General features: G+C 72.4%; 18 protein-coding genes. 1 reads left to right on the plus strand and 17 read right to left on the minus strand.

The genetic code is table 11. From position 1 onward, the window contains the following. Positions 1–60: 60 nt before the first annotated feature. From WMF43_RS39910 to glgC, 16 genes are all read right to left on the minus strand, one after another. On the minus strand, positions 61–1,050 hold the full coding sequence (locus WMF43_RS39910; RefSeq protein ID WP_437673106.1) for a hypothetical protein: 990 nt from the start codon (positions 1,048–1,050) through the stop codon (positions 61–63). A 1,930-nt stretch (positions 1,051–2,980) separates the two neighbouring features. Next, positions 2,981–3,982 carry a DUF4215 domain-containing protein gene (locus WMF43_RS39915; protein WP_437673107.1) on the minus strand — a complete coding sequence of 334 codons (1,002 nt, stop codon included), beginning with the start codon at positions 3,980–3,982 and terminating at the stop codon, positions 2,981–2,983. A 105-nt stretch (positions 3,983–4,087) separates the two neighbouring features. Then, positions 4,088–5,257 carry a hypothetical protein gene (locus tag WMF43_RS39920; protein WP_437673108.1) on the minus strand — a complete coding sequence of 390 codons (1,170 nt, stop codon included), beginning with the start codon at positions 5,255–5,257 and terminating at the stop codon, positions 4,088–4,090. Continuing rightward, positions 5,254–6,639, minus strand: a complete 1,386-nt coding sequence (locus WMF43_RS39925) for a FecR domain-containing protein (RefSeq protein ID WP_437673110.1) — start codon at positions 6,637–6,639, stop codon at positions 5,254–5,256. The genes WMF43_RS39920 and WMF43_RS39925 overlap by 4 nt, the downstream gene beginning before the upstream one ends. Continuing rightward, the gene (locus WMF43_RS39930; RefSeq protein WP_437673112.1) at positions 6,632–7,300 is read right to left on the minus strand and encodes an RNA polymerase sigma factor; all 669 of its coding nucleotides are present in this window, start codon (positions 7,298–7,300) and stop codon (positions 6,632–6,634) included. Before WMF43_RS39930 ends, WMF43_RS39925 begins: the two co-directional genes overlap by 8 nt. Positions 7,301–7,471: 171 nt before the next feature. After that, positions 7,472–7,864 carry a DUF4150 domain-containing protein gene (locus WMF43_RS39935; protein WP_437673114.1) on the minus strand — a complete coding sequence of 131 codons (393 nt, stop codon included), beginning with the start codon at positions 7,862–7,864 and terminating at the stop codon, positions 7,472–7,474. Between the two features lie 44 nt (positions 7,865–7,908). Beyond that, positions 7,909–8,316, minus strand: coding sequence for a hypothetical protein (locus WMF43_RS39940; protein ID WP_437673116.1), 408 nt, complete (start codon positions 8,314–8,316; stop codon positions 7,909–7,911). 257 nt (positions 8,317–8,573) lie between these two features. Beyond that, the gene (locus WMF43_RS39945; RefSeq protein WP_437673117.1) at positions 8,574–9,233 is read right to left on the minus strand and encodes a DUF3540 domain-containing protein; all 660 of its coding nucleotides are present in this window, start codon (positions 9,231–9,233) and stop codon (positions 8,574–8,576) included. Between the two features lie 26 nt (positions 9,234–9,259). Further along, positions 9,260–10,309 carry a pentapeptide repeat-containing protein gene (locus WMF43_RS39950; protein WP_437673119.1) on the minus strand — a complete coding sequence of 350 codons (1,050 nt, stop codon included), beginning with the start codon at positions 10,307–10,309 and terminating at the stop codon, positions 9,260–9,262. Next, positions 10,306–12,951, minus strand: coding sequence for a DUF2169 domain-containing protein (locus WMF43_RS39955; protein WP_437673121.1), 2,646 nt, complete (start codon positions 12,949–12,951; stop codon positions 10,306–10,308). The genes WMF43_RS39950 and WMF43_RS39955 overlap by 4 nt, the downstream gene beginning before the upstream one ends. A 34-nt stretch (positions 12,952–12,985) precedes the next feature. Beyond that, positions 12,986–15,427 carry a type VI secretion system Vgr family protein gene (locus WMF43_RS39960; RefSeq protein WP_437673122.1) on the minus strand — a complete coding sequence of 814 codons (2,442 nt, stop codon included), beginning with the start codon at positions 15,425–15,427 and terminating at the stop codon, positions 12,986–12,988. Positions 15,428–15,494: 67 nt separating this feature from the next. Next, positions 15,495–17,840: a DUF2169 family type VI secretion system accessory protein gene (locus tag WMF43_RS39965; protein ID WP_437673124.1), complete on the minus strand. Its 2,346-nt coding sequence runs from the start codon at positions 17,838–17,840 to the stop codon at positions 15,495–15,497. Positions 17,841–18,103: 263 nt separating this feature from the next. Beyond that, complete coding sequence (locus WMF43_RS39970) at positions 18,104–18,853, minus strand: RsmE family RNA methyltransferase (protein WP_437673126.1); 750 nt, start codon at positions 18,851–18,853, stop codon at positions 18,104–18,106. Next, positions 18,850–19,815, minus strand: coding sequence for a 50S ribosomal protein L11 methyltransferase (locus WMF43_RS39975; protein ID WP_437673128.1), 966 nt, complete (start codon positions 19,813–19,815; stop codon positions 18,850–18,852). Before WMF43_RS39975 ends, WMF43_RS39970 begins: the two co-directional genes overlap by 4 nt. 144 nt (positions 19,816–19,959) lie before the next feature. Continuing rightward, entirely contained in the window at positions 19,960–20,655 is a 696-nt protein-coding gene (locus WMF43_RS39980; RefSeq protein ID WP_437673130.1) for a metallophosphoesterase, read from the minus strand. Between the two features lie 287 nt (positions 20,656–20,942). Further along, positions 20,943–22,211 carry a glucose-1-phosphate adenylyltransferase gene (gene glgC, locus WMF43_RS39985; RefSeq protein WP_437673132.1) on the minus strand — a complete coding sequence of 423 codons (1,269 nt, stop codon included), beginning with the start codon at positions 22,209–22,211 and terminating at the stop codon, positions 20,943–20,945. Between the two features lie 533 nt (positions 22,212–22,744). On the opposite strand from glgC, the gene WMF43_RS39990 reads away from it, so the two are divergent. Next, complete coding sequence (locus WMF43_RS39990) at positions 22,745–23,449, plus strand: hypothetical protein (RefSeq protein WP_437673134.1); 705 nt, start codon at positions 22,745–22,747, stop codon at positions 23,447–23,449. 34 nt (positions 23,450–23,483) lie between these two features. Here the strand turns inward: WMF43_RS39990 and WMF43_RS39995 are convergent, their stop codons facing one another. After that, positions 23,484–23,867 (minus strand): hypothetical protein, encoded by a 384-nt coding sequence (locus WMF43_RS39995; protein ID WP_437673136.1) that lies wholly within the window; start codon positions 23,865–23,867, stop codon positions 23,484–23,486. Positions 23,868–23,871: the final 4 nt, after the last annotated feature.

Below are 23,871 nucleotides of genomic sequence, written 5' to 3' on the forward strand. Positions count from 1 at the left end.
TGCCGGGGGTTCCGGGCCGACGTGCGCCTCGCCGCACCATTCCATGGTCTGCGTGGCGGGCTATCCGAGGCGCTCGAGGCGCTGCCCCGAGGGGCCATCCACCACGACCCATGGTGCCGCCGGGTCGTACGCTGTAACACCCCACACCGGCAGCGGCGCTCCTTGAGCGATTTCAGCAAGACCATGTCGCCTTATTGCATCGCCGGCTTTCGACAGCCTGTAGCGAACCTCAAGCATAGGCCGGTCCGGTCTATACGGTATGCTCTCCAGCGCAGCCTCTGCCCCACGGTGCCCGGCCCACTGACGCATCCGCATGGCAAGAAAGACGTCGCCGATGAGCGTCATCCATTCCTTACGCAGCTCGTCGCCAGCCGACGAACGGTGCACAAACACGTCCACGGGTGTCATCCAGTCCTTGTCGAGACAGGAGAATAAGAGCTCGTCGAACCGAGACAGGGCGAGCGCGCGTCCCACCATCCGAGGAAAGAAGGCCGCCTGATAGGCACCCAGTTCGACGAGCTCCTCCTTTGCTCGGCCGGCGCGCCCGCCCTCGGCCGACAGGACGGGAGCGCGACCCGACACCTTCCGCCAGCAGCGCGCCATCTCCCGGACGCGCGTCGGAGAGGGAGCGCGCGCGTCGCTCTGACCCCGGCGCGCATCGGCCGGCGTCACCCGGATGCTTCCACGACCGAGCCCGGCCTCCGGCGCATCGCCGAGGACGACGACTTCGAGCTCCGGCCGCTCGGGCCGGTGGTCGAGCCTCCACGCGCAGATAGCCCACAGCGCCATCACGTCGCCTGAGAGCCGCGACGTCCACGCGACGACGCGCTGGCGCGACGCGACCGCGCCGAGCAGCTCACGAAACGATGCACGAAATCGCGCGCCTTCCCGCCCCTGGAATCCCCAGAAATCACAGCGCCGCTGGCCGTGCACCTCGGGATCCAAGGCGCACGGCCCCACCAGCAGGTTGTCGGGCACGAACGCCACGGGCACGCGAAGCCCGCGCCGGACCACCCTCCCGATTTCCGCAGACGTAGCGACGTGGATCATCTCCGGATCCTCAAAACCTGCAGTTGCGGCATTCACCCGAAGGAGAATCTCCGGCGTTGCACCTTTCCCAGCACCGCTGACACACCGTCTTGCCGGCGCTCTTCTTCAGGCACGACGTCGGGCCGTTGTCCACGCAATCCTGGTACTTGGCATCACAATCCACGTTCTCCTTCTGCTGGCAATGCTCCCGGCAGCTGCGATAATCCGCGTACGCGCTGTCACCGCATGCCCTTCGCTGAGCTTCACTCTCGCTCTTGCCACAGGCGACGGAAGCTGCCTCGTAGTCCGCCTGGCACCTCTCGTTGCATGGGCTCTGGGTGGCGATGTTGCAGACGGGAGGAGGAGGGTCCATGTCTTGCGGCTCCAGCGGCGGCACCGGCCCGAAACCGCCGGATCCTGTCGGGCTGGTCCCGTAGCCCCCGACCCCTGTCGCGGTGAGGATGACACCGCCGGCACCGCCCTTCCCATCATCCCGTAGGTAGCAATCTCCAACATCGAAGTTGCACCCCGCGAGGATGAAGCACAGGGCGACAGGAAACTTGTTCATCTCGATTCTCCACCGAACCTCCAGACGGGCCCAGCAGTGACCATCACGATCAAGTTACCAGGAAGAAGACGGCTGCTCCCGCCAGCCCAGTCCACGTTAACGCTCGCGGACGCGCCCAGACGCCCGGCGAAATACCAGTCCGACTGGGCGCGACCGCCTGGGGCGATGCCCACCACACGGTCGCATATCACGGCGCCACACACCGGCATCGCGTAAACCGACAGGGACGGTCCGAGGCTGACGTTGCCTGTCTTCGTGTCGTACCCGAGAGCAATCGCCGTTCGATCGTAAACCCCCACACGTGAGCCTGGAACGACGCTGAGCATGTGGTGAACCTCGATCCGGAAGTCCTTTTCTCTGCGCCAGAGCACCCCGAGGAATGGGCTCACTGCAAGCTCCGGCTCGGTCCCGACCTGGATCCCGCCCACGCTCACGCCACCGCTGAGCTCGAGTGCCTGCGCCGGCGCCGGGACAACGACGGGCGTACATGCACACAAAAAGCAGAAGATCCGCTGCGGCTGGATCACGCAGGCTTCCCCTCCCCTCCGCGATCATCTCTCGTCGCTAGTGCACGACTCGAGGACGCTGACCATTTTCCTGGGTTCGTCTTAGACGTCAAGCGCAAACTGGTGATTAGATCACAACCGACGTGATCGATCCGTTCCGAACGTGGCTCGTAATGCTCACGCGCTTCCACGAGCGCGCATGCGGTCGATTCTGAAATTAAAGAACGGCCATACGGGCAAGAGCACCACAGCGGCGCGGCACCAAGTCCACGGCGGGGCGCCCGAGGTGGTCAGCCCACGGCCGCCGTAAGCTCGATTCCTGATCTCGCCCACGGCCGCACCACATCACGCTGATGGACGCCAACGGGGACCAGGCACCGAGTTCACCCTACTGGACAGCGACCCCCGTCAGCTGAGTTCGACGAGACGCACCGGGGCGTTGCCCAGCGGCAGCGTGGTCGCACCGCGGGGCAGTTCGGCGGCTGGCCATTGAGGACACGGCGGCCGCGCGCATCGCCGCGGGTCCACCTGCGGGCGCCGCCACCGTCCCCGTGCGCGCCGGCTCGGCCGCGGGCGGGGCGCCCGGGGAGCTGCTGGCCGCGGGGTTTAGGCGACCCATCGCGCCACCTGCTCGGGCAGCTTCCTCCGCTCCGCGTCGCCCAGGTCAAGCAGGCTGGGGCGGAGAACTCCTCGAGCGACAACCAGGATGAAGCCGCCTGAGGCGCGCAGAACTTCGAACCGCCAAGGCGCCAAGGACGCCAAAACACGGTCTTTCTTGGTGTCCTTGGCACCCTGGCGGTTCATCTCTCGCTCGAGCAACGTGATCGGCGTGCCGGCGTGGCGTCGTCGAGCGGCCGATCGCGCCGCCAGCTCAGCCTTACGGCACCCGCGTGAGCGAGGTCAGCTCGGCCGTGATGTAGACCGCCCCGTGCTGGGCCGGATGCCCGCTCGAGTACTGAAGCGAGAGGAGGACCTCCTTCATCTCGAACTTGCTCAGATCCGGCGGTGTCCCCGTGAGCGCGGTGGACGTCACCGCCGACGGATCGCTCAGGTTCCTGAGCTCCAGGTTCCAGTGAGCGGACCTGCTGTCGACATCCCATGAAGGGAGGCCCGCGACCGCGTTGAGCTCGCAGCTCACAGTGTAGTTATCCTCATAACCAGGCACACCGTCGGAGATCGAGATGTGCGAGCTGTCTCCCGAAAACTCCTGCGGAGACGGCGATATCGAGGTCACCGTCAGTGGACCGACCTGCGCTTGATGCCCGAAGAAGCCCGGGAAGTTCTGGAAACTATAGCTGGCCCAGAAGGGATGGCCGTTGCCATCGTGCATGTGCGGGTCGAAAAAGTAGGTCCCGGTGAAGGGATCGCCGACGACGACCCCGCTCTCCTGCGGATCCAGGCTGCCCGTGTGGGTCACGCTGGTGACGACGCCGCTGTACGCGAAGGTGACCGTGCTGAACACGCAATCGTTGGCGCACCCATCGTCGTCGTCCGTGTTGGCGTCGTCGCACTGCTCCACCGGGGTCTGCACCACGCCGTCGCCGCACACCGCGTTGACCGAGACCGGGGTGAGCGTGCAGTCGCTCGTGCACCCGTCCTCGTCGTCGTCGTTGGCGTCGTCGCATTGCTCCGACGGCCTCTGCACCACGCCGTTGCCGCACTCCACCTCCAGGGGGGCTCCCCCCGCGCCGAGGTAGCCCTCGTTGTCGTCGCCCTCGCCGCCATCCTCGGGCAGCAGGCAGTCCGGACACGGGTCCGTGAGCGCGCCCTCGTCCGTGGTGTCGAGTCCTTCGAGCGTGCTCGTGTCGCACGCGTACAGCAAGAAGAGCACTGCCGCCGCGGCGAGCGGCCACGGGCGCGCAAGAACATGGTAGCTCATGGGTTCTCCCTCTCGAAGCGAGGCCACCCGAGGCCTCGCCTGGATAAGTGGGTGTGACGCCGTCTCCGTAGCTCACGAAAATCGGATCTCCCGGGGGCCTCCGCCTCAGAATCCCAGCCTGAGCCCGAGGCTCGGGAGGAACACCGGGCGCCCGGTCCGGCCCACCTCCGCGCCCGCGATGGTCACCACCGGCTCTCGCGCGAGCAGGAGGACATCGAGCTGCGCGAGCGCGGTGAGCTGCGGAAGGAGGCGCACGCCGACGCCGCCCCCGAGAGAGACGCCGGCGGTGAGCCAGGCCTGGCGCCGGTCCCGGTGCGGAGGGTTCGCCCGGCCGTCGACGGTCAGGTGGTAGACGACCGCGTCGATCGCGATCACCGGGTGGACCGGCCACGCATCGCCTCCGGCCGCATGCGAGACGCCGACCAGCGCGGCCGTCTGGCCGAGCGCCACGCTCCCGGCGGGGGCCTCGAGACGCCGCTCGGCGACGGGCGGCACGAACGTTCCGCGGAGCGAGAAGCCCGCCGGGAGCCTGTGGTCGACGCGCACGTACGGGCCAGGGACCGCCCCGAAGCCCCCGGCGAGCACCGCGAGCCCGGCCTCGAGGCCCAGCCGGAGATCCCCCAGGGCGCGCCCGCGCGGCGCGGCGCGACGGCGCGCCCGGCGCGGCGGCGGCGACGCGGCGGGCGCGCGCGTCGCCGCAGCGTCCTCTGCGGGCGCGGCCGCCGCCGCCGCGCGCGCCGGATCGGCCGCCCCTGCGCGCGCCGGATCGGTTGCGGGCGCGACGGCCGCAGGCCGCGGCGCCTCGGAGATCCATCGCGCCACCTGCCCCGGCAGCTTCCTCCGCTCCACGTCGCTCAGGTCGAGCAGGCTGGCGCGGAAGAGCTCCGCCGACCCCACGGCGAGATCGCTCGCGGCATTGGTCGCGCCGGGATCGCCGAGGGCGACGCGGCGGACGATCGTCCGCTTCGCCGCGCGATCCGCGACCCACACGTCGGCGACCGCGCCGCCGTCGGTCTCGACGATGGCGATCGCGGCGAACGCGCCGCCGGGCTCCTCGATCGCCACGCGGCCCTCGACGCCCGGCGTGCCGTCCAGGAAGCGGGCGGAGAGGCCGACGGCGCGCAGCTCGCCCGCGAGGCGGACGGCGGCTTCCTCGACCACCTTCCCGGCGCGCGGCGGGCGCACCACGATCACCTCGGCCCCCTCCCCCGCGCGCGCCTCCCAGGGCACGAGGAGCGCCGCGCAGAGCGCGAGCGCGAGGCCGCGCGCCCTCATGGCCGGCCGAGGATCTCCGCCGCGGTGGCCGCGAAGGCGCCGCGCGGGTAACGCGCGAGGTAGTCCTCGGCGATCGGTCGGGCCGCGGCCTCGCCCCGGGAGGCGCGCACCACCATCATCTTCCGCCCGAGCGCCTCGGCCGCGAGCGAGCCCGCGGGCGACTCGGCGAGGTACCGGTCGTACCAGACGATGGCCGCCGCGGGCGAGCCCGGCTCGGCCATGCGGCCGAGCAGGAACGCGGCCGATCGCGCCTCGGGCGAGCCGGCGAAGCGCGAGCGCTCGGCGAGCAGGACCCGCTCCGCGAGGTCGTTCCGCCCCGCGTAGCGCGCGGCGTCGGCCAGCGCGGCGAGCTCGGAGAGCGGGCTCGCCGCGATGACGGCGTCGATCCCGCGGGACTCGGCGTCCGCGATCGCCCTGGCGAAGTCGCCGCGGGCCACGCGCTCGCGGTAGCTCTGCGGCGCGGCCGCGCGGTCCGGGACCGCGCTCGGCGCGGCCTCCGGCGCGGGCGCGCCACGCTCGGCCGCGGCGGGCGCGCCCTTCTCCTCGCGGCCGCTCTTCTCCTCGCGGCCGCCCTCCTCGCCGCGCCCGCCCCTCTCGTCCGATCCTGCCGCCCCGCTGGCCTCGGCCGTCGCGCCCGCATCGGCCGCCGCCTCGCGCCCCGCGGCCGCCCCGGGCTCGCGCGGATCGCCGCCCTCCGGCGCGTGCGGCTCGGCGGCGGCCTTCTGGTCGGCGATCGTGAGCTCGCCGCGGACGACGTCCGCGACCAGGCGCTGCCCGCCCCGGAGCCCGATGCCGCCGGCCGCGAGCGGGCCGCGCACGGCGACCGAGCCGCTCTGCATCGTCAGCTCGAGCCGCTCGTCCTGCCAGCTCAGGTCGAACTCCGTGCCCGTCACGGCGACGGTGAACGGCCCCGCCTCCGCGATCCACTCGGCCCCCGGCAGGTGCACGACCTCGAAGTGCGCGGCGCCGCGCTCGATGTGGATCGCCGCGCCGCGCGCCGTGATCGCCGCGACGCGCCCGCGCGCGCCCGGCGCGAAGCGGACGGTCGTCCCCTCGCTGAAGCGCGCCGTCGCGCCGCCCTCCCCCGCGCGCACGTAGCTGTCCGCGGGCGCGGCCCCGTCGATCCGTACCTCGAGGCGCGCCGCCGGGCGGAGCACCCACAGCCCCGCGATCACGAGCAGCGGCGCGAGCGCAGCCGGGACGAGCCAGCGCCTCCGCCACGGCGCGCGCGGCGGCGCCGCCCGCTCGACCTCCTCGATCAGCCGCGCGCGCCCGCGCGCGAGCGCGGCGTCCGTGCGCGCCACCGCGCCGGCGTCGCGCGCCATCGCGGTGAGCCGCCGCAGGGCCACCTCCGGGGGGACCTCGGGCCTCGGATCAGCCATCGCTGCGCTCCTCCGCGCGCTCCTCCGCGCGCTCGTCCGCGGGCGCGATGTAGGCGGCGAGCAGCGGATCCCGCTCGGCCATCGCGCGGACGCGCGCGGTCACCCTGGCCAGGTGGCGCTTGGCCGTGGCCAGCGACATCCCGCTCGCCTGCGCGGTCTCGGCGAGCTCCAGCCCCTCGATGTGGCGCAGCACGAAGAGCAGCCGCGCCCTGTCGTCCAGCGTGTCGAGCAGCGCGTAGAGCCGCGCGACCGCCTCGCGCGCGCCCTCGTCGACGCCCTCTGCTGGCTCGTCCGGCAGCACGCCGCTGTCGGTGATCGAGAACCAGCGCCGGAACCGCCGGCGCCGCAGCGCCGACCGCGCCACGCGCACGGCGATGCCGAGGAGGAACGGCCGCAGCGCCGCCGGATCGCGCAGCTTCTTCACCTCGCGGAAGAACTGCAGGAACGTCTCCTGGATGTGGTCCTCGACGTCGCCGCCCGGGCCGAGCACGCGGCGGAGCAGGCCGTGCACCTGCGCGCCGTAGCGGTCCCAGACGGCGCCGGCGGCGCCGGGTTGGCCCTCCGCGGCCGCGCGAGCGAGGCCGGCGTCGTCGAGATCCGCCGCGGCGCGCGCGCGGACGAGCGCGAGCCGGGGAGCTGGGGCTGGCTTGGCCAAGATCACGGGAGCTGAAATAGGTGGTCGCGCGGCGCTCCCAGTGGCTCACAAAAAGACGGGGGCGCGGCCGAGCGCCCTCGGAACGCCCGGCGAGCCGCCGCGCGCCCTCGGAACACCCGGCGCGCCGCCGCGCGCCCTCCGGAGCGCCCGGCGAGCCGCCGAGCGCCCGCACCGCCCTCACGGCGCGAGCACGAGCACCTTGACCTGGCTCGGGACGATCGACACGCCCGGGCAGTTCGTGGAGTTCGTGATCGTCATGCTGGTCATGCGCGTCGAGGGGATCCCGCCGACGAGCACGGTGAACGCCGCCGTGATGTGGCGCGACGGCCCCATCACCATGCCCGAGGCGACGCCCAGGGCGACGCCGGGGTTGTCCCCGTTGGTGAGCGGCACCGTCGTCGCCATGTTGTGCGCCGGAGCGCACATGAAGAGGACGTTGTACGCGGCGGGGATCCCCATCGGCTGCGCCGAGATGTTCGGGTAGGGAACGGGGACCGGCGCCGGCGTCGGCGTGAGGCAGACGTCGGGGAAGCCGATGGACATGCCCATCATCTGGGTATTGGCGAACATGGTTTCCTCCTCACCAAGGTGTCTTGCTGGTCATGTCGGGCCGGTCAGCCGACCAGCCATGGTTTCGCCCAGACCTCGCCGGGGTAGATAATCGCCGGATCCTGCGGGTCGATCTTGACCGTCACCGTCTGCCCGGATTGCACGAGAGGGAGAGAGATCAGGTTGATCTCCCACTTCGTCCTGGCGGCGTACCGCTCGCCGCTCGGCGGCGTCACGTCGAGCCGGAGCTCGACCACGGCCGCGCCGCGCCCCGGCATGGTGGTCGTGGTGTGGCTCTGAACGACGGTGGCGCGCGCCACCGTGGAGCGCGCCGTCCGCGCCGCGATCTCGGCCATCCGCTGCGTCCCGAGCGCCACCAGTTTGTGCTGCTTGCGGATGAGCAGGACTGTGGCAATCCCCGCGCCGAGCAGGAGGGTGATCGGGATGAAGATGACGTACCAGTGGTCGCCCATGCTCGCCCTCCCCTAGAACGACAAACGGATTGAAGCCGCCTGAAATGAGCAGAGTTTCGAGCCGCCAAGACGCCAAGGACGCCAAGAGCGCCAAGAAGAGGGCAGAATCTTGGGGTTCTTGGCGTCCTTGGCGTCCTTGGCGTCTTGGCGGCTCATCTCTCGCTCGAACAACGTGATCAGTGCTCTAGGCCGCCGCGCGGAGGAACCCGGCCCGCGCCCCGCGCCGCCGCGGCGCCGGATCGCGGCGCGCGCTCCGCTCAGCCCACATGGATCTGCCCGCCATCGATCTTGGCGAGCTCACCGCCCGAGACGATCGTGGTCTTGGCCTTGATGCTCACCGCGGTCGTCGCCGAGACCTCGACATAGTTCGCCCGCACCTGCTCCGACTCGGCGACGAAGCGATACGCCCGCTCGAGCCGCTGCACCAGGCGCTCGGCCACGGACTCGACCTCTCTCGCCACCGTCTTCACCCGGTCGACCTGGGCGGCGAGCTGCTCGCCGACGTACGTCATCGCCCCCACCGCGAGCGAGGCCTCGGTCGCCGCCACCCGCACCTTGCCCGAGGCGATCGCCGTCTCCCCGGGCGAGACGATGCGCACGCCGTGCTCGGCCGCGAGCGTCAGGTGGCCGGCGGGCGCGCTCACCTCGATCGGCCCGTCGGCCGTGAGACGCACGGGCGCGCCGCCCTCGCGCCCCTCGCGCTCGAGCACGGCGAGCACGTGGCAGCCCTCGTCGTGCAGCGCGAGCAGCACCCGGTCGCCGAGCTCCGGCTCGACGAGACAGCTGACCGCCCGCCGCGCCTCGTACTCGCCCGAGCCCGCGCGGACGCGCAGCGAACGGCCGAGGGCCGCCACGACGGTGCCCACCTCCTGGACCGCAAAGGTGTCAATCGGCTGCCTCGCCAGGTTGTCCCGCATCGCTTGCCTCGTCCTGCGCAAAGGTATCATCGCTTCGGCCTCCACTGCTCCGCTTTCCGCAGCTCCTGGTCGTCCCCGAGCGCGGCCGATCGATCGGTGAACACGGCCCCGCCCTCGCGCGTCTGGTGGAAGCGCGCCCGGAAGAGCTTCGCCCAGGAGAAGTCGGCGCCTTCGAGATCGGCATACGACAGGTCCGCATAAGCGAGCTCCGCGCCGAGCAGCTTCGCGCGCGCGCACCTCGCCCGCTGGAGCACGGCCTGGAACAGATCCGCCTCGGTCAGGTTCGCGGCCTCGAGCGTGGCGTCGACGAAGATCGCCTGCCGCAGGATCGCCTTCGTGAGGCTCGCGCCGGCGAGGTTCGCCTCCACGAAGAGCGCCCGCTCGGCGTTCGCCCCGTCGAGCTTCGCCCCCGCGAGGTTCGCCCCCTTGAAATTGACCTGCACGAGGCCGGCCCCGCGCAGGTCGCAGCCCGACAGGTCCGCGTCCGTGAGCTGCGTCAGCGTGAGGCTCATCCCCGACAGATCCTGCCCTCTCAGGCTCCCGCCGACGAGCACGGCGCTCTCCAGCGTCGCCCCGCGCAGGCTCGCCGTGGAGAGATCGGCCTTGGCGAGCCCCGTCTGCCGCAGGGTCGCGCCCTCGAAGGCCGCGCGCGCCGCGGCGAGCTCGACGAAGATCGACCGGTCGAGGTTCGCGCCGCGGAAGCTCGTCTCGTCGGCGCGCGCCCTCACCACGCTCGCGATCGTCAGGTCCGCCCGGTCGAGGCGCGCCCCGGAGAGGTCGCAGCCGACGAGGCTCGCGCCGACGACGTCGCAGGCGCTCAGATCCGCGAGCAAGAACGTGCACTTGTCCCACGTCCCGTGCCGCAGCCGCGCCCCCGAGAGATCGGCGCTGGAGAAGTCGCACTCGCTGAACAGCGACTCGCCGAGCCTCGCCCCGGCGAGCTTCGCCCCCCGGAAAGACACCTTCTCGAAGACCGCGCCGGAGAGATCCTGCCCGGCGAGATCAGCCCCGGAGAGGTCCTCCCCGGAGATGGGCTCGTTCCGCTCGACCTTCGCGAGGAGCTCGTCCCTCGTCATCCGCTCTGCCTCGTGAACAGGGCCTGCGTCACATAAGCGCCCGCGAAGCGGGTGCGCTGATCGCCCTTGGCGCCCATGAGCGTCGCGCGGAAGAGGTTCGCGTCCTCGAACTTCGCGCCCGCGAGCGCCGCGTGCTGGAGCAGCGCCTCCATCAGGTTCGCGCTCGTGAGATCCGCGTCCGTGAGGTCCGTGCGCTGGAAGCGAGCGCCCCGGCCGCGGAGCCGGACGAGCCGCGCCCCGCGCAGGCTGGCCTCGCCGAAGTCGGCGCCCTCGGCCCACGCGTCCTCGAAGCTCGCGCCGGTGAGGTCGACGCCCCGCAGCGTCGAGAGGCGCAGGTCGGCGCCCGTGAAGTCCGCGCCCGGGAGCGCCGACTTCGAGATCAGGCGGAGGTTCCGCGCCCGGGCCTCCCGGAACGAGGCGCGCTCGGCGACGAGCTCGAGGAAACCCGTGCCCTCGAGGATCGCCTGGCTGAAATCGATCCCCTCGCAGGAGCACTGGAAGAACGTCGCCTTGCCGAGCCGCGCGCGCGAGAAGCGCGCCTCCCGCAGGTCCGCCCGGAAGAAGAGCACCTCCTCCGCCTGGGCGCCGCTGAAGTCCGCGCCGCGCAGGCCGGCCTCCATCAGGTCGGCCCCGCGGAGATCCGCGCCGGAGAAGCCCGCGCCCGGCAGGCACGCCTTGTAGAAGATCGCCTTCCCGAGGCTGGCGCCCGCGAAGCTCGCGCCCTCGCCCTCGACCTCGCCGAGGTTCGTGCCCGCGAGCGTCGCGCCCGCGAGCGTCGCCCCGTCGAGCTTCGCGCGGGCCAGGAGCGCGCCCGACAGGTCGGCGCCGGCGAGATCGGCCCCGGTCAGGTCGGCGCGCTCGAGCAGCGCGCTGCGCAGGTTCACCCCGGCGAGCCGCAGCCCGCGGAGATCGGCCCCGGTCAGGTCGCGCCCGGCGAGCGGCTTGCCCTCGAAGACCGCCCGCTCCACCTCGGCGCGCAGCCGCGCCTGCTCCTCGGGGGGCCGCCCCTGCGCGGGCGGGAAGACGTGCCCGAACGAGCGGTACGCGAACAGCTGCATGTCCTCCATCTTCTGGAGGCCCGCGCGGAAGGCCGGATCCTCGATCTTCGCCTCGAGCTCCGGCATGGGCGCGCCGCCCGCGCGCGCGATGCCGGCGAGCTCCCGCAGGCGCGTGATCTCCGCCTCGGCGCGGAACGCCGGGGGGCCGCCGCCCTCCTTGCGCCCTCGCTCGACCAGCGCGTCGAAGTCGATCCCCTGCGCGGCGCAGGCCGCGCGCGCCTCGTCCATGGCGCTCCGCTGCTTGACCTCGGCCTCGGCCTGGATCTCCTTCGCCTGCGCCTGCACCCGCTCGACGTACTCGGGCAGCTCGTCGAGCGTCGGCGGCTTCTCCGGGGGCGGGAGCGCCTTCGGCAGCTTCTCGTCGGGGTCGAGGCCGAGCACCCGCATCGAGAGCCGCGCCTGCTCGAGCTCGCGCTCGGCGCGCGCCCGCGCGCGCTTCTGGAGCGCCCCCTCGCGGCGGAGCAGCTCATCCATGTCGCTCACGGTCTCGTCGGCCAGGGCGGGCGCGCCCGGGTCGGGCTCGGGCAGGAGGTCCTTCTCGCGGAGCCCGTAGAGGTGCCCCTTCTCCTTGTCGAGCCGCTGCGCCAGCGCGGCGCGGTAGTGCTCGATCGGCCTCGGCGCCCCGGGCCCCTCGAGCGCCGCGAGCAGGGTGGCCACGTCGGCGGCGTCGTCCTCGGCGATCGGCTGCACGGCCCGGAAGACGGCGACGCCGCGCTCGAGGTTGGGGAACAGGAGCACGGTGTCCAGCCGGGTCGGGACCTCGTGCAGGGGCGACTCGCCGCCCGCGCCCTTCATCGCGACGAAGCACCGGGCGCGCAGCCGCGGCACCCGGGTCTCCTGGCGGGGCTTCGTCGGGTGCATGTTCTCGATCACCACCTCCTCGCCGCCCTGGAAATACCCGTCGATGCGCTGGTCGAGCGGCGCCGTCTGGAAGAGATCGGGGTCGACGTCGCTGGCGAGGCCCGGGAACTCCGTCTCGAGCCATCTGGCCCCGTAGGTGCCCGCCTTCTGCGCGCGCTGGGGCCAGGTGATGTCGAGCGGCCCGAAGCCCGCGGGCGCGGGCCGGTCGCCGGGCGATCGCAGCAGGGCCTTCGGGTCCTCGAGGTGCGGCAGGTAATGCACCTTGGCGCCGTCCTCCTCCACGGGCGAGGCGCCCATGCCCACCGGGTTCTGCGCGTAGCCGGGCCCGCCGAAGGCGTTCTCGTACGTGACGGGCATCTCGGTGATCGGCTCGGGCTCGGTCGGCCCGTCATAGGCCCACCGCCGCCGCCCCACGACGAAGACGGCCTTGTCGACGGTCCCCGCCTGCACGCGGGCCTGGAACGCCGGCCTCGGCTGCCCCCCCGGCGAGAACGCCTTGCCGTGGACGAGGAGCTCGCCGCGCGGCTTCGGCAGCCCCTCGTCGAGCGCGGCGTCCTTGCCGAGCTGCCTCACGACCTTCTGCCACATCGTGATCTCCGGCAGCGGGAGGTCGGGCGCCTCGAAGGGGAAATAGACGAGCAGGCTGATGGTCAGGCGGCTCTCGCACCGCACCGTGAGGACGCGCTGCAGGATCGACAACCGGAGGGGCTTGATCACGCGCATGGCTGGGACCGAGGGAGGGAGAGGCGCCGCGCCGTCACATGAGGGTGTGGAGGCCCGAGAGGCTGTACCGCACCGCGCTCATGCCCATCCACGCCGGCATGTGCTCGATCGCGGCGGCCACCTCCTTGACCGCGGTGACCTTCGCCGTCACCTCGGCCGCGGCGTTGATGCAGAGGGCCGCGCCGAACTTGTACTCCATGCTCACCGCCGCCGTCATCGCGAACTTGTAGGCCGCGTTGAACTCCGCGAAGCCGCCGAGGGTCGTCGAGATCTTCCCGCCGATGAAGTTCTCGTTCGCGATCCCGATCTTCGTGTCGCTCGTGAGCCCGACCGTGACCGAGATGCCGGAGCTGCTGTTGAACTTGAACCAGTCGCCGGTCGTGTACTGGTACCACTTCTGCGCGCCGCTCACGCTGATGTCGCCCTCGGACTTGATGTCGATCCCCTGCGCGGCGTGGATCGTCATCTTGCCCGACTTCGCGTCGATCGTGATCTGGCCGCTCTCCGAGTTGATGACGATATCGCCCTTGCTGAGGATCTCGGTCTTGCCCGACTTCGTGTCGATCTTGGTGTTCGCCGTGTCGACGCTCACGGTGTAGTTGCCCGTCTTGACCGTCGTCGTGGTGTCGCCCTTCACGGTCGTCTTCATCGTGCCCTTGTCGACGTCCTGGAAGAGGTTGCCGTCCGTGACGTGGAGCCACGTGTCGCCCTTCACCTCGGTGTACGAGGTGGAGGCGTCGACGTAGAACTCGTGGACCCCCGACTGGACGTGCGTGATCCAGGCGTCCTTGACGGTGCAGTTCCACGAGCCGCCGCCGTTCTGGCCCACCGTGAGGTCGAAGGTCTTGCCCGCGTCGAGCAGCGTGTTGTCGTCTGTCTTGACGATGAGCTCGTGCTCGTCGTTCGGCGCGCCCATCCTGAGGTACGTGTTGGAGTAGGGCGTCGACAGGGTGACGCGCTGCTGGCCGGACTTGTCCTCGAGCTCGAGCCGGTTGCGCCCCCCGGTCTGGATGACGTTCTTCGTGTGGTTGCCGCTCGTGACCGGGCTCGGCGTGAGCGCGTTCGGGACGACGCCCGAGATGACGGGGCGGTCGGGGTCGCCGCCGAGGAAGCTGAACACGACCTCCGTCCCCTTGCGGAGCGGGAAGTGGAACCCCTCGATGCCGCCGCCGTGCGGCTGCATCATGCGCACGAACGTGGACGCGTTGCCGGCCTTCAGGCTGCTCTCGTCGAAGTTGAACTTGACGCTGTAGCGGCCCTGGCCGTCGATCTGCGCGTACTCGCTGTCCAGGGCGCCGTCGACGATCCCGTTCTCGTACCCGTAGATGCGGGGCCACGGGGCGCGGCTCTCGGCCCGGAACTGGGTCTTGGCCGGGATCGCGGTGATCTCGACGAAATAGACATCCTCGTGCGGCAGATCGATCAGCTCCTTGAACGCGTCGGAGCCGCCGGACTGGTTGCCGTAATGGTGCGCCTCGATGGTGAGGTACCTGGCGTTGAACGACGCGCGCGGGTGGTCGTCGAGGGCGAACGTGGCGCCCGTCCGGAGGTGCGTCCGGGTGCCCGCCGCGTGGTAGAGGACCTGGCGGGCGAGCATCTCCTCGGCGCGGAGCCGGGCGAGGCGGTCGCCGGCGGCCGGCGTGAAGAAGCGCTCGCCGTACAGGCTCACCTCGCCCACGCCGCTCGTCGAGATCCGGGCCGAGCCGGCGACCTCGAGGTTCGGCCGGGCGTAGTCGTAGTCCTTCAGCTTGATCTTGGCCGGGAGCGTCCGGTGGCGGCAGGTGAACGTGCGGAACGACGCCCCCGCGCTGTGATCGCGCCCGAGCTGCGGGTGGTAACGGACCGGCTCGCCTATCGGATCTTCCGGATAGGACCTGTCGTCGCAGACGATGAGCCTGTCGCCCTCGGGGCGGTGCTCGAAGAAATAATAGATGCCCTCGCGCTCCATCCACCGCGAGAGGAAGTCGAAATCGCTCTCGCGATACTGGCAGATGTGCTCCTCGACCTCGTAGTTGCCGAGGCGCAGCTCGTAGTCGTCCGAGCCGAGCCCGTTCTCCTCGAGGACGGACTTGATGACGTCGGGCACCGCCATCCTCGTGAAGATACGGCTGTGCGTGGACAACCTCAGCTGCCAGAGCTTCGGGACGAGGAGGCCGCGGACCAGCGCGCGGCCGTCGAGCTCGTGCAAGAGCTCGACGTTCGCGAAGATCCCCGCGAACACGAAGGGCGGGAGCCGGTCTGTCGCGCGATCCAGGGTGAGCACCGCCTTGCCCCCGATCATGTCGGCGAGATCGAAGTCGTCGGCTTCGGTGTCCTGAAAGGAGAAGGAGAAGAAAATTTCAATCTCGTACGGCGTCGAGATGGCCTCGACGCCGCGGAAGCCGACGACGCGTGTGGAGGGGGGGAGCACGCTCGAGGAGATGGAAATAAGATCGTTCATGGCCGGTGCGGCGGCGCGCGATGGGATCGCCGCCATCTCGGGAACGTATCACCAACTGCGCAGGACAGGGAACGGCGTTGCCCTGCGGCATGGCGCCCCGGGATCACGCGCTGTCCGGGGAGCCGCCGGGGCCGCCGCCGCCGAGGTGGGATGCGCCGGCGGGGCCGTGCGAGGGCGCGTGCGCGCCGTCGTCCGGGGGCGCGCCCTCGACCACGCCGCGCAGGATGGCCCCGCCCGTCCTCGCGCTCGCGAGGTGGACGCCGTGGAGGGTGGCGCCGGTGAGGTCGGCGTCGCGGAGGTCGGCCCCGTCGACGATCGCGGCCGCGAGGGTGGCGCCCTTGAGCTTCGCGCCGCGCAGGTTCGCCCTGGTGAGGTTCGTCCGGCCGAAGCGCGATCCCGAGAGGTCGGCGCCGCTTCCGGGGCAGGACGTCAGGTCCGCCCGGTCGAAGACGGCGCCGGGCAGGCGCGCCTGCCGGAGATCGGCCCCCGCGAGCGACGCGCCCACGAAGCTCGCGCTGGTCCCCCTCGCCCCGGCGAGGTCCGCGCGGGCGAGCGACGCGCCGTCGAGCCGCGCGCCGTCGAGCCGCGCGCCCGAGAGATCGGCGGCCGTGAGGTCGGCGCCGGCGAAGCTCGCCTCCGTCAGATCCGCGCCGCGCAGGTTCGCTCCGGTCAGGCGGGCCCGCTCGAACTTGCACCGGACGAGGCTCGACCCCGCGAAGTTCCAGTGCTCCAGCGAGGCGCCGCTGAAGTCGATGTCGTCGAGATCGGCGCGGCTGAGCCTCAGATCGTGGAGCGGCTCGCCGCTCTTCAGCCGGGCGAGCACCGTCGCGCGCAGGCCCGTGGCCTTCGGCTCGGGCGCGCTCGGCTCCGGCGCGCTCGGCTCCGGCGCGCTCGGCTCCGGCTCGGATCGAGGAGCGCCGGCGAGCGCGGGCGCTGCCGGCGCTGTCGGGACGAACGGCAGCGCGCTGGACGCGGGCGCGGCCTCGGCGTCCCTGGACACCGCGACCGTCTCCCCCAGCGACGGCGCGCGCGGCCCCAGCGGCGACGAGCGCGGCGCCCCGGCGCCGGAGGCCGTCGCGCTCGGCTCCAGCTCGGATCGAGGAGCGCCGGCGAACGCGGGCGCGGCCGGCGCTGCCGGGACGAACGGCAGCGCGCCGGACGCGGGCGCGGCCTCGGCGTCCCTGGACATCGCGACCGTCTCCCCCAGCGACGGCGCGCGCGGCCCCTCGGCGCCGGAGGCCGGCGCGCGGGTCGGGATCACGAGCGAGCGCGTGAGCTCGGCGTCCTCCCGGTCGGGCCACGACGCGGAGGGCGGGCACCGCTCGGCGCTCCACGGCGCGCCCGGGATCGGGTTCGGCGGCGGCGCGGCGCCCGCGGCCGGCGGGGCCAGCGCGAACGGGGCGATCGGCCGCGCCAGGATGACGTCCATCTCGGTCTCGTCCGACTGAATGGTCACCCCCGGGCGGCGCCGCGCGGCGGCGGCGGTCGACGTCGGCGCGGCGCCGGGCGCGTCGTGCGCTGGCCAGCGCACGGGTACCCCGCGCAGCTCGACGCCCGCGAGCACGTGCAGCCGGTCGGGCGTGTCGCCGGGCAACAAGGCGACGTTGCCGCGCCAGACCACGGAGCAGATCAGCCGATCCGCGTCGATGGTCAACGTGTCCGCGACCAGATCGACGGCCTGCTCGCGATCGTGGCCGCTCGCGCCGGACCGGCGGAGCCTCGCCACGCCGCGCGCGGACGGCAGCCTCGATCGCACCCAGGGGAGCTGCGGGTGCATGCCCTGGAGGAAGATCCACTCGTCGCCGCGCAGGAAATCGATCTGCTGATCCAGAGGCGCCGCGTTGAAGTAACGGAAGTCGAAGCGCGCATCGAGCTCGGGCGCGGCGGCGCTCGGCTCCTCCGCGCCGCCGAGGAAGTACCTGCGCGGGGCCCACCGCCTCGCGATCGGACCCAAGCCCGCAGGCCGGGTGGGCTCCGCCGGATGGACCACGTTGGGCAGCGCCGAGCCGGCGTCCATGCCGACCGGGTTCGCCTCGACGTGAGCGCCGCCGTACGCGCGCTCGTACACGATCGGGATGCGCTGGAACGGGCGGGGCCTCGGCGCCTCGCGGGTGCGGTCGCCGAACACGTGGAGGCCCTTGTCGAGCGTCCAGCGTCCGTCGCGGTGGAGCGCGAGCCTCACCGTGAGCGCCGTCGTGGGCTGGTCCGCCGGAGCGCACGCGTGCCCGCGCACGAGCACGCCCGCGCCAGGCAGGTACGGCGCCGTCTCGGAGGCCTCCTCGAGGCTGCCGCGGCCCTCCGCCGGCAGATCGGACCGGACGATCTCGATCGGCGAGGCGAGCTCCGCGTCCGCCTCGTGGACGAGCCGCAGGGTCGCCTTGACGACGACGGTGAGCCGCCCGAGGCCCTGCATGCGCCAGAGCACGGAGCCCGAGGAGGCAGGCGTCAACGAAACGACGGGGACAGGCCAGGGCGGCTGCACGATCGATGAAGGAAGGGGCTCGCGAGCTATGGGTCGCGCCGCCTCGACGGCGCGCGCCGCGGGCGGCGCGACCGGCCCCAGGAGAGAGGACGGTACGCCACAGGCGCAGAGGCATGCAAGCGACGCCGAGAGGCAGCGCCGCGCTCTCGAGGTGCCGCGCGGGGCGCGGCGAGGCGCAGGTCAGAGGAGATGGCAGGCCGTGGTCGGCGGGCTCACGCGCGCCGCGCCGCTCACCTCGCCCCCGCGTCGCTCACCGCGATCAGCGCCCCCAGCGCGGCCGCGCACACCGTCTCGGTGCGCAGCGTCAGCGCGCCGAGGCGCACGCGCTCGAACCCGAGCGCCGCGCACACGCCGAGCTCCTCCGGCGTGAGCCCGCCCTCCGGGCCGACGACGAACGCCGCCTCCATGCCGGGCCGGAGCGCCGCGAGCCGCGCCCCGAGCGGCGTCTCCGCGTACGGGTCGAGGCACATCCCCAGCGCGCCGCCCTCGCCCGCGCGCGCCGCGGCGAGCGCCGCCGCGAGCCCCACCGGCGCGTCGACCTGCGGCGCGTCGCCGCGGCCGCACTGGCGCGCCGCCTCCACCGCGACGCGGCGCCAGCGCTGGCTCCGGTCCTCGGCGGGGCGCGCCACGCTGCGCGCCGAGATCGCCGGGATGATCCGCGTCGCGCCGAGCTCGGTCGCGTCGCGCACCACCGCGTCCATCTTGTCCCCCTTGCCCACCGCCTGGATCCACGTCACGCGCCGCCCGGGCCGCAGCGCCGCGGGGCGCGGCGCGTCGATGCGCACCTCCGCGCTGCGGCGGCCGATCGCCTCGAGCGTGGCGTCCGCCTCGATCCCGAGCTCCGGGTCGAACACGATGAAGCGGTCCCCCTCGCGCAGGCGGTGCACGCGCACGACGTAGCTCGCCGCCTCGGCCGGCAGCGCGGTCACGCCGGGCGCGATCGCGCCGAGCGGCACCCGCAGGATCCCCTGGCCGCTCATCCCGCGGCGGGCGCCGCGCCGTCCGGCGCGCGGAACAGGAGCGCCACCCAGCCCTCGCCCCCCGCGTCGCCCCGCCCCGCCGGCCGCGTCGGGCCGCGCTCGCCGCGCGGCGCCGCGGGATCCGGCCGGGTCGCGACGTGCTCGAGCGCCCGCGGCAGCGACGTGTACCGCGCCACGAGATCGTCGCGCTCGCTCTCGAGGATGCCCGACAGGATCAGCCGCCCGCCGGGCGCGAGCACGCGCGCGAGCTCGGGCGCCATCGGCCGGAGCACCCGCGCCTCGATGTTCGCGACCACCCACGGGAACCGCCGCGTCACCGCCTCCACGGTGCCGGCGCTCGCGTCGATGCGCCCCTCGAGGCCGTTGCGCGCGGCGTTCTCGCGCACCACCTCGATCACGTCGTCGTCGTTGTCGATCGCGACGGCGCGCTCCGCGCCGAGCAGCAGCGCGACGAGCGCGAGGATGCCGCTGCCCGTGCCCACGTCGAGGATCTCGCGGCCGCGGAGCTCCGCCGCGTGCTCGTCGAGCAGCTCCGCCACGAGCGCGGTCGTCGCGTGCAGCCCCGTGCCGAACGCCCTGCCGGGCTCGAGCAGGAGCGCCCGCTCCCCGTCGCCGCGCGGCGCGTGATCGACCCACGGCGGCACGACCGTGATCGTGGGCGTCAGCGCGAACGGCGCGAAGTGCTCCTTCCACGCGTCGCGCCACGCGTCGCCCACCACCTCCTCGAGCCGCCCCTCGAGCGGCGGCGAGAGCTCCCCGAGCGCGGCGATGGCCGCGGCCGCCTCCTCGTGGTCCTCGAAGCTCGCGACGAGCGTCACCTTGCCCGAGAGCGCCCCGCGCACGAGGGTCTGCTCGTCGCGCTGCTCGACGCCGCTCGCCCCCAGCTCGAACAGCGCCGCGGCGATCTCGTCCGCCTCCGGCTCGGGTACATCCACTGCAACGAACGGGTATCGAGGCTCCACCTGGCTTGCTCCGTCACGCCCGCCGGCCTGAAGAGCGGCGGCGGCGCGGCCGCGAGCCTAGCGAAAATCTCGCGCCGCGCAGCCTTCGATCGCGCGGAATCGCTGGAGAGCGCGGATCCTCTCCCAGGCGCTGACGGCGTGCGGTCAGCGCCCGACGTAGCGCCGACGCGACGGGACCGAGACGAGCACCTCGGAGCGCGACGCCGGCGGCGGCACGCGCTCGCCCTCGTGCAGCACCATCGCGGTGAGGCGCCCGCCGTAGACCGCGCCCGTGTCGATCCCCGTCGCCCACGCGTGCATCTGCGGCTCGCTGCGCGCGTTGTGGCCGAACACGACGTGCGGCGGCCCCTGGTACGTCGCGCCCCACAACGTCTTGCCGCCGCGGCGCTCGACCGGCTCGCCGTAGCGCCCGAGGCAGCGCACGTACATCAACGTGTGCGGGTCCTGCCGCTCGATCGGCAGCCCCGGGATGAGGCCGGCGTGGACGACGCGGAGCCCGTGCTCCGGCAGGTCCATCCAGTACGGCAGCGTCTCGAGCCAGGCCCAGTCGCGCTTGCGCAGCTGCTGCGCCGTCTCCTTCGAGAGCTCCCCGAGCGGCTCGCCGCGCGGATCGCTGCGCCCGGCGCGCCAGCGGAGCAGCCGATCCTCGTGGTTGCCCCGAACGGACACCGCCCCGATCTCCCGGAGCAGATCGAGCGTTCCGCACGGATCCGGCCCGCGCACGATCAGGTCGCCGACCATGACGACACGGTCGCCCGACGTGTAACCGACGTGCTCGATCAGCCGTGCCAGCTCATCCCGGCAGCCGTGAACGTCACCGATGATGATCGTGCGCGGCATCGCACACCAAACGTAGCAGGGACGCCCGGTCAAGGGGGCCCTGCAGGCCCCGACCTCCCGCGGGAAGCGGGCTCCGCCGGGTCTCAGGCGGCGGGCGAGCGGCCGCGGGCCTGCGGCTGCCTGAGGAAGATTCATCTGGAGTTACGGACACTTGCGGGTCACTTCCCGGGCGGCGCCGGGTCGCCGGGCGTCCGGGCGCAGGGGTCCGCCGGCGCACGTCACCCCCCCAGCGCGGCGCGCTGGAGGGGGGGACGGCGCACGGGCGCGGGGCGCCTCGGTCAGGGGCCTTACGGGGAATCGATCTTGGCGCGCTTCGGGATCACGACGATCCCGCCCTCGCTGACGAACCACTTCTTGCGGTCCTCCTCGAGGTTGAAGCCGATCTCGGCGCCGGCGGGGATCTCGACGTCCTTGTCGATGATGCAGCGGCGCAGCTTGACGTGGCGCCCGATCTTCACGTCCTCGAACAGCACGCACTCCTCGATGTGGCTGAACGAGTTCACGCGGACGCGGTTCGAGAGCACGCTGCGGTGGATCCGGCCGCCGGAGATGATGCAGCCGAGGGAGACGAGGCTGTCGGTCGCGATGCCGACGCGCGCGTTCGCCTCGTCGCGGAACACGAACTTCGCGGGCGGGTCGTGGCTGATGCCCGTCCGGATCGGCCAGCGCGGGTTGTAGAAGTTGAACGCCGGCTGGATGCTCACGAGATCCATCTGCGCCGCCCAGTACGCGTCGATCGTCCCGATGTCGCGCCAGTAGCCCGCGCCCTCGTCCTCGCCGGGGACGAGGTTCTCGTGGAAATCGTAGACGTAGACGCGGGCGCCGCTCTTGACCATCCGCGGGATGATGTCGCGCCCGAAGTCGTGCGCGCTGTCCTCCATCGCGGCGTCCTGCTCGAGCACGTCGAGCAGCGCCGGGGTCTTGAAGATGTAGTTGCCCATCGAGGCGAGGCACATCCCCGGCCGGCCCGGCATGCTCGGCGGGTCCTGCACCTTCTCGTGGAAGGCGAGGATGCGCCCCGACTCGTCGCACTCGATGACGCCGAAGGCGCGCGCCTCGTCCTTCGGCACCGGGATGGCCGCGACCGTCACCTCGGCGTCGCGCGAGAGGTGATCGTGCAGCATCTGGCGCACGTCCATCTTGTAGACGTGGTCGCCGCCGAAGATGCAGAGGTGCTCGGGCGACTCGTCGGTGATGACGTGCTGGGTCTGGTAGACGGCGTCGGCCGACCCCTTGAACCAGCTCTTGCCCGTGCGCTGCTGCGCCGGAACGGTCTCGATGAAGCTGTCGAGCATCGGCGACAGGCGCCAAGCTCGGGCGATGTGCTCGTCTAGCGACGCGCTCTTGTACTGCGTGAGGATCTTGATTCGGTGCAAGCCGGAGTTGACGAAGTTCGAGAGGACGATGTCGATGATCCGGTAGCGGCCGCCGAACGGCACGGCTGGCTTCGCCCGATCGTGCGTGAGCGGGCCAAGCCGGCGGCCTTCGCCGCCCGCGAGGATCATCACCAAAACCTTCGACGCTTCGAACGCCGCGCGCAGGGTCGTCTCGCGCATGGGACCGAGAGGGTACTCGATCGATGTTGCCAGCGCGAAGAGCGGAAACGCCTCCCTGACGTATTGCGGGCAACCGGGGCGCTGGCGCCGCGGAGGCCGCCGCGCCCTGGCAATACGCCGCGCGCCAGATCGACGCGGCCGGCGCGGCCGGCGCGGCCGGCGCGGCCGGCGCGGCCGGCGCGGGCGCGCCGATCCGGAGCGCGGCGCGGGAGCGCTGCCGGCGCTGCGCGGGCGCCTCCGGTCGCACCTCCGGGCGGCGCGCGGGGCGCCTCCGGGCGGCCCTCCGCGCCGCACCGCGCCGCGGCCGCGCCGCACGGGAAGCGCGCCCGCGACCCCCATGGCCACTTGATGAAGAGAGGGGGACGTTCCCGTTTCTCTTTACGATCTACTCGCGGCCGTGTTAGCCGTTTGCGCCGCCGCGGCGCTTGCGAGAGGCACCTGGCCGCACGCGGTGCACTGCTGTCCGGCGGCTACTCCAGAGCTGGATCTTTCCTGCTGGATGTGCCTGCCGCCCTGTTGACCCTGGAGATGCCATGAACGTCCGATTCGGTCGAACCCTCGCCGCCGCTCTCCTCCTCGTCGCGGGCACTTCAGGGTGCGGAACGGACGAGCAGCCATACCAGCCGAAGCCCGCGTTCAGCGGCCGGAAGGCCAACCTGCCCGCGGTGCCGACGCTGCCGACGAAGGCCAAGAAGCAGGGCGACGCCTACACGGTCTGGGGCATCACGCACGACCTGCGGAGCCGCGTCCACGCCGACGACGTGAACGGCAAGAAGGTCTCGGTCATCGGCTACATCGTCAAGACGAACCTCCAGGAGGCCCCGCCCTGCGCCGTGCACAAGACCGGCAAGGCCGACGCGGCCGACTGTAAGGCGCCAGTCCCGAGCTTCGCGATCGCCGACGAGAAGGGCGAGACGAAGGACATGATCGACGTGATGGGCTGGGCGTCGAACTTCGCGCAGATCTACAGCATGATCGAGGCGATCGACAAGGCGCCGCGCGGCAAGGAGAACGAGGCGAAGCTCACGGACGAGTTCTGGGGCCAGGAGCTGCCGAACCCGATCCCGAACGTCGGCGCCAAGGTGAAGGTCACCGGCACGTACGGCGTGACGTTCACGAAGTCGACCGGCGGCGCCGCGGCCAACCCGAAGTACGGCATCCTCGCGGCGGAGACGATCGAGTACCTCGAGCCGCCCCCCGAGAAGGCGACCCTCCCCGGCCAGAAGCGCCGCCAGTAAAGCGACGGCGCGCGGCGGGACGCGCCGGGGGGGTTCAGCGGGACAGGGGGCGGATGCCGCTGCTGGGCTCGGCGGCGGCGGACTCGAAGATGGCGTCGACCAGGAGACGGCGCGCCTCGGGGTCCTGCGCCTCGCCGGCATCGATCCGCAGCAGCGAGGCCGGGGTCTGGCGGACGAACGCGTCGAACGCGCCCGGGTCGAAGCGGTACAGGTCCTCCATCACGATCAGCGCGTAGGGCTGCGACGACGCCATCAGCGCCCGGAGCGAGCGCAGGTCGCACTCGCGCACCAGGACCCCGAAGCGAACCGCCGCGTCCCGGCACTCCGCGACGAAATCGGCGGGACAGCCGGCGACGACGACGAGCGGAACCGGGGGAGCGCTCGGGACGACTGCCCTCCGTGGCTTCAACTCGTCCATACGC

It is taken from the genome of Sorangium sp. So ce131 (assembly GCF_051519095.1).
GTDB lineage: Bacteria > Myxococcota_A > Polyangia > Polyangiales > Polyangiaceae > Sorangium.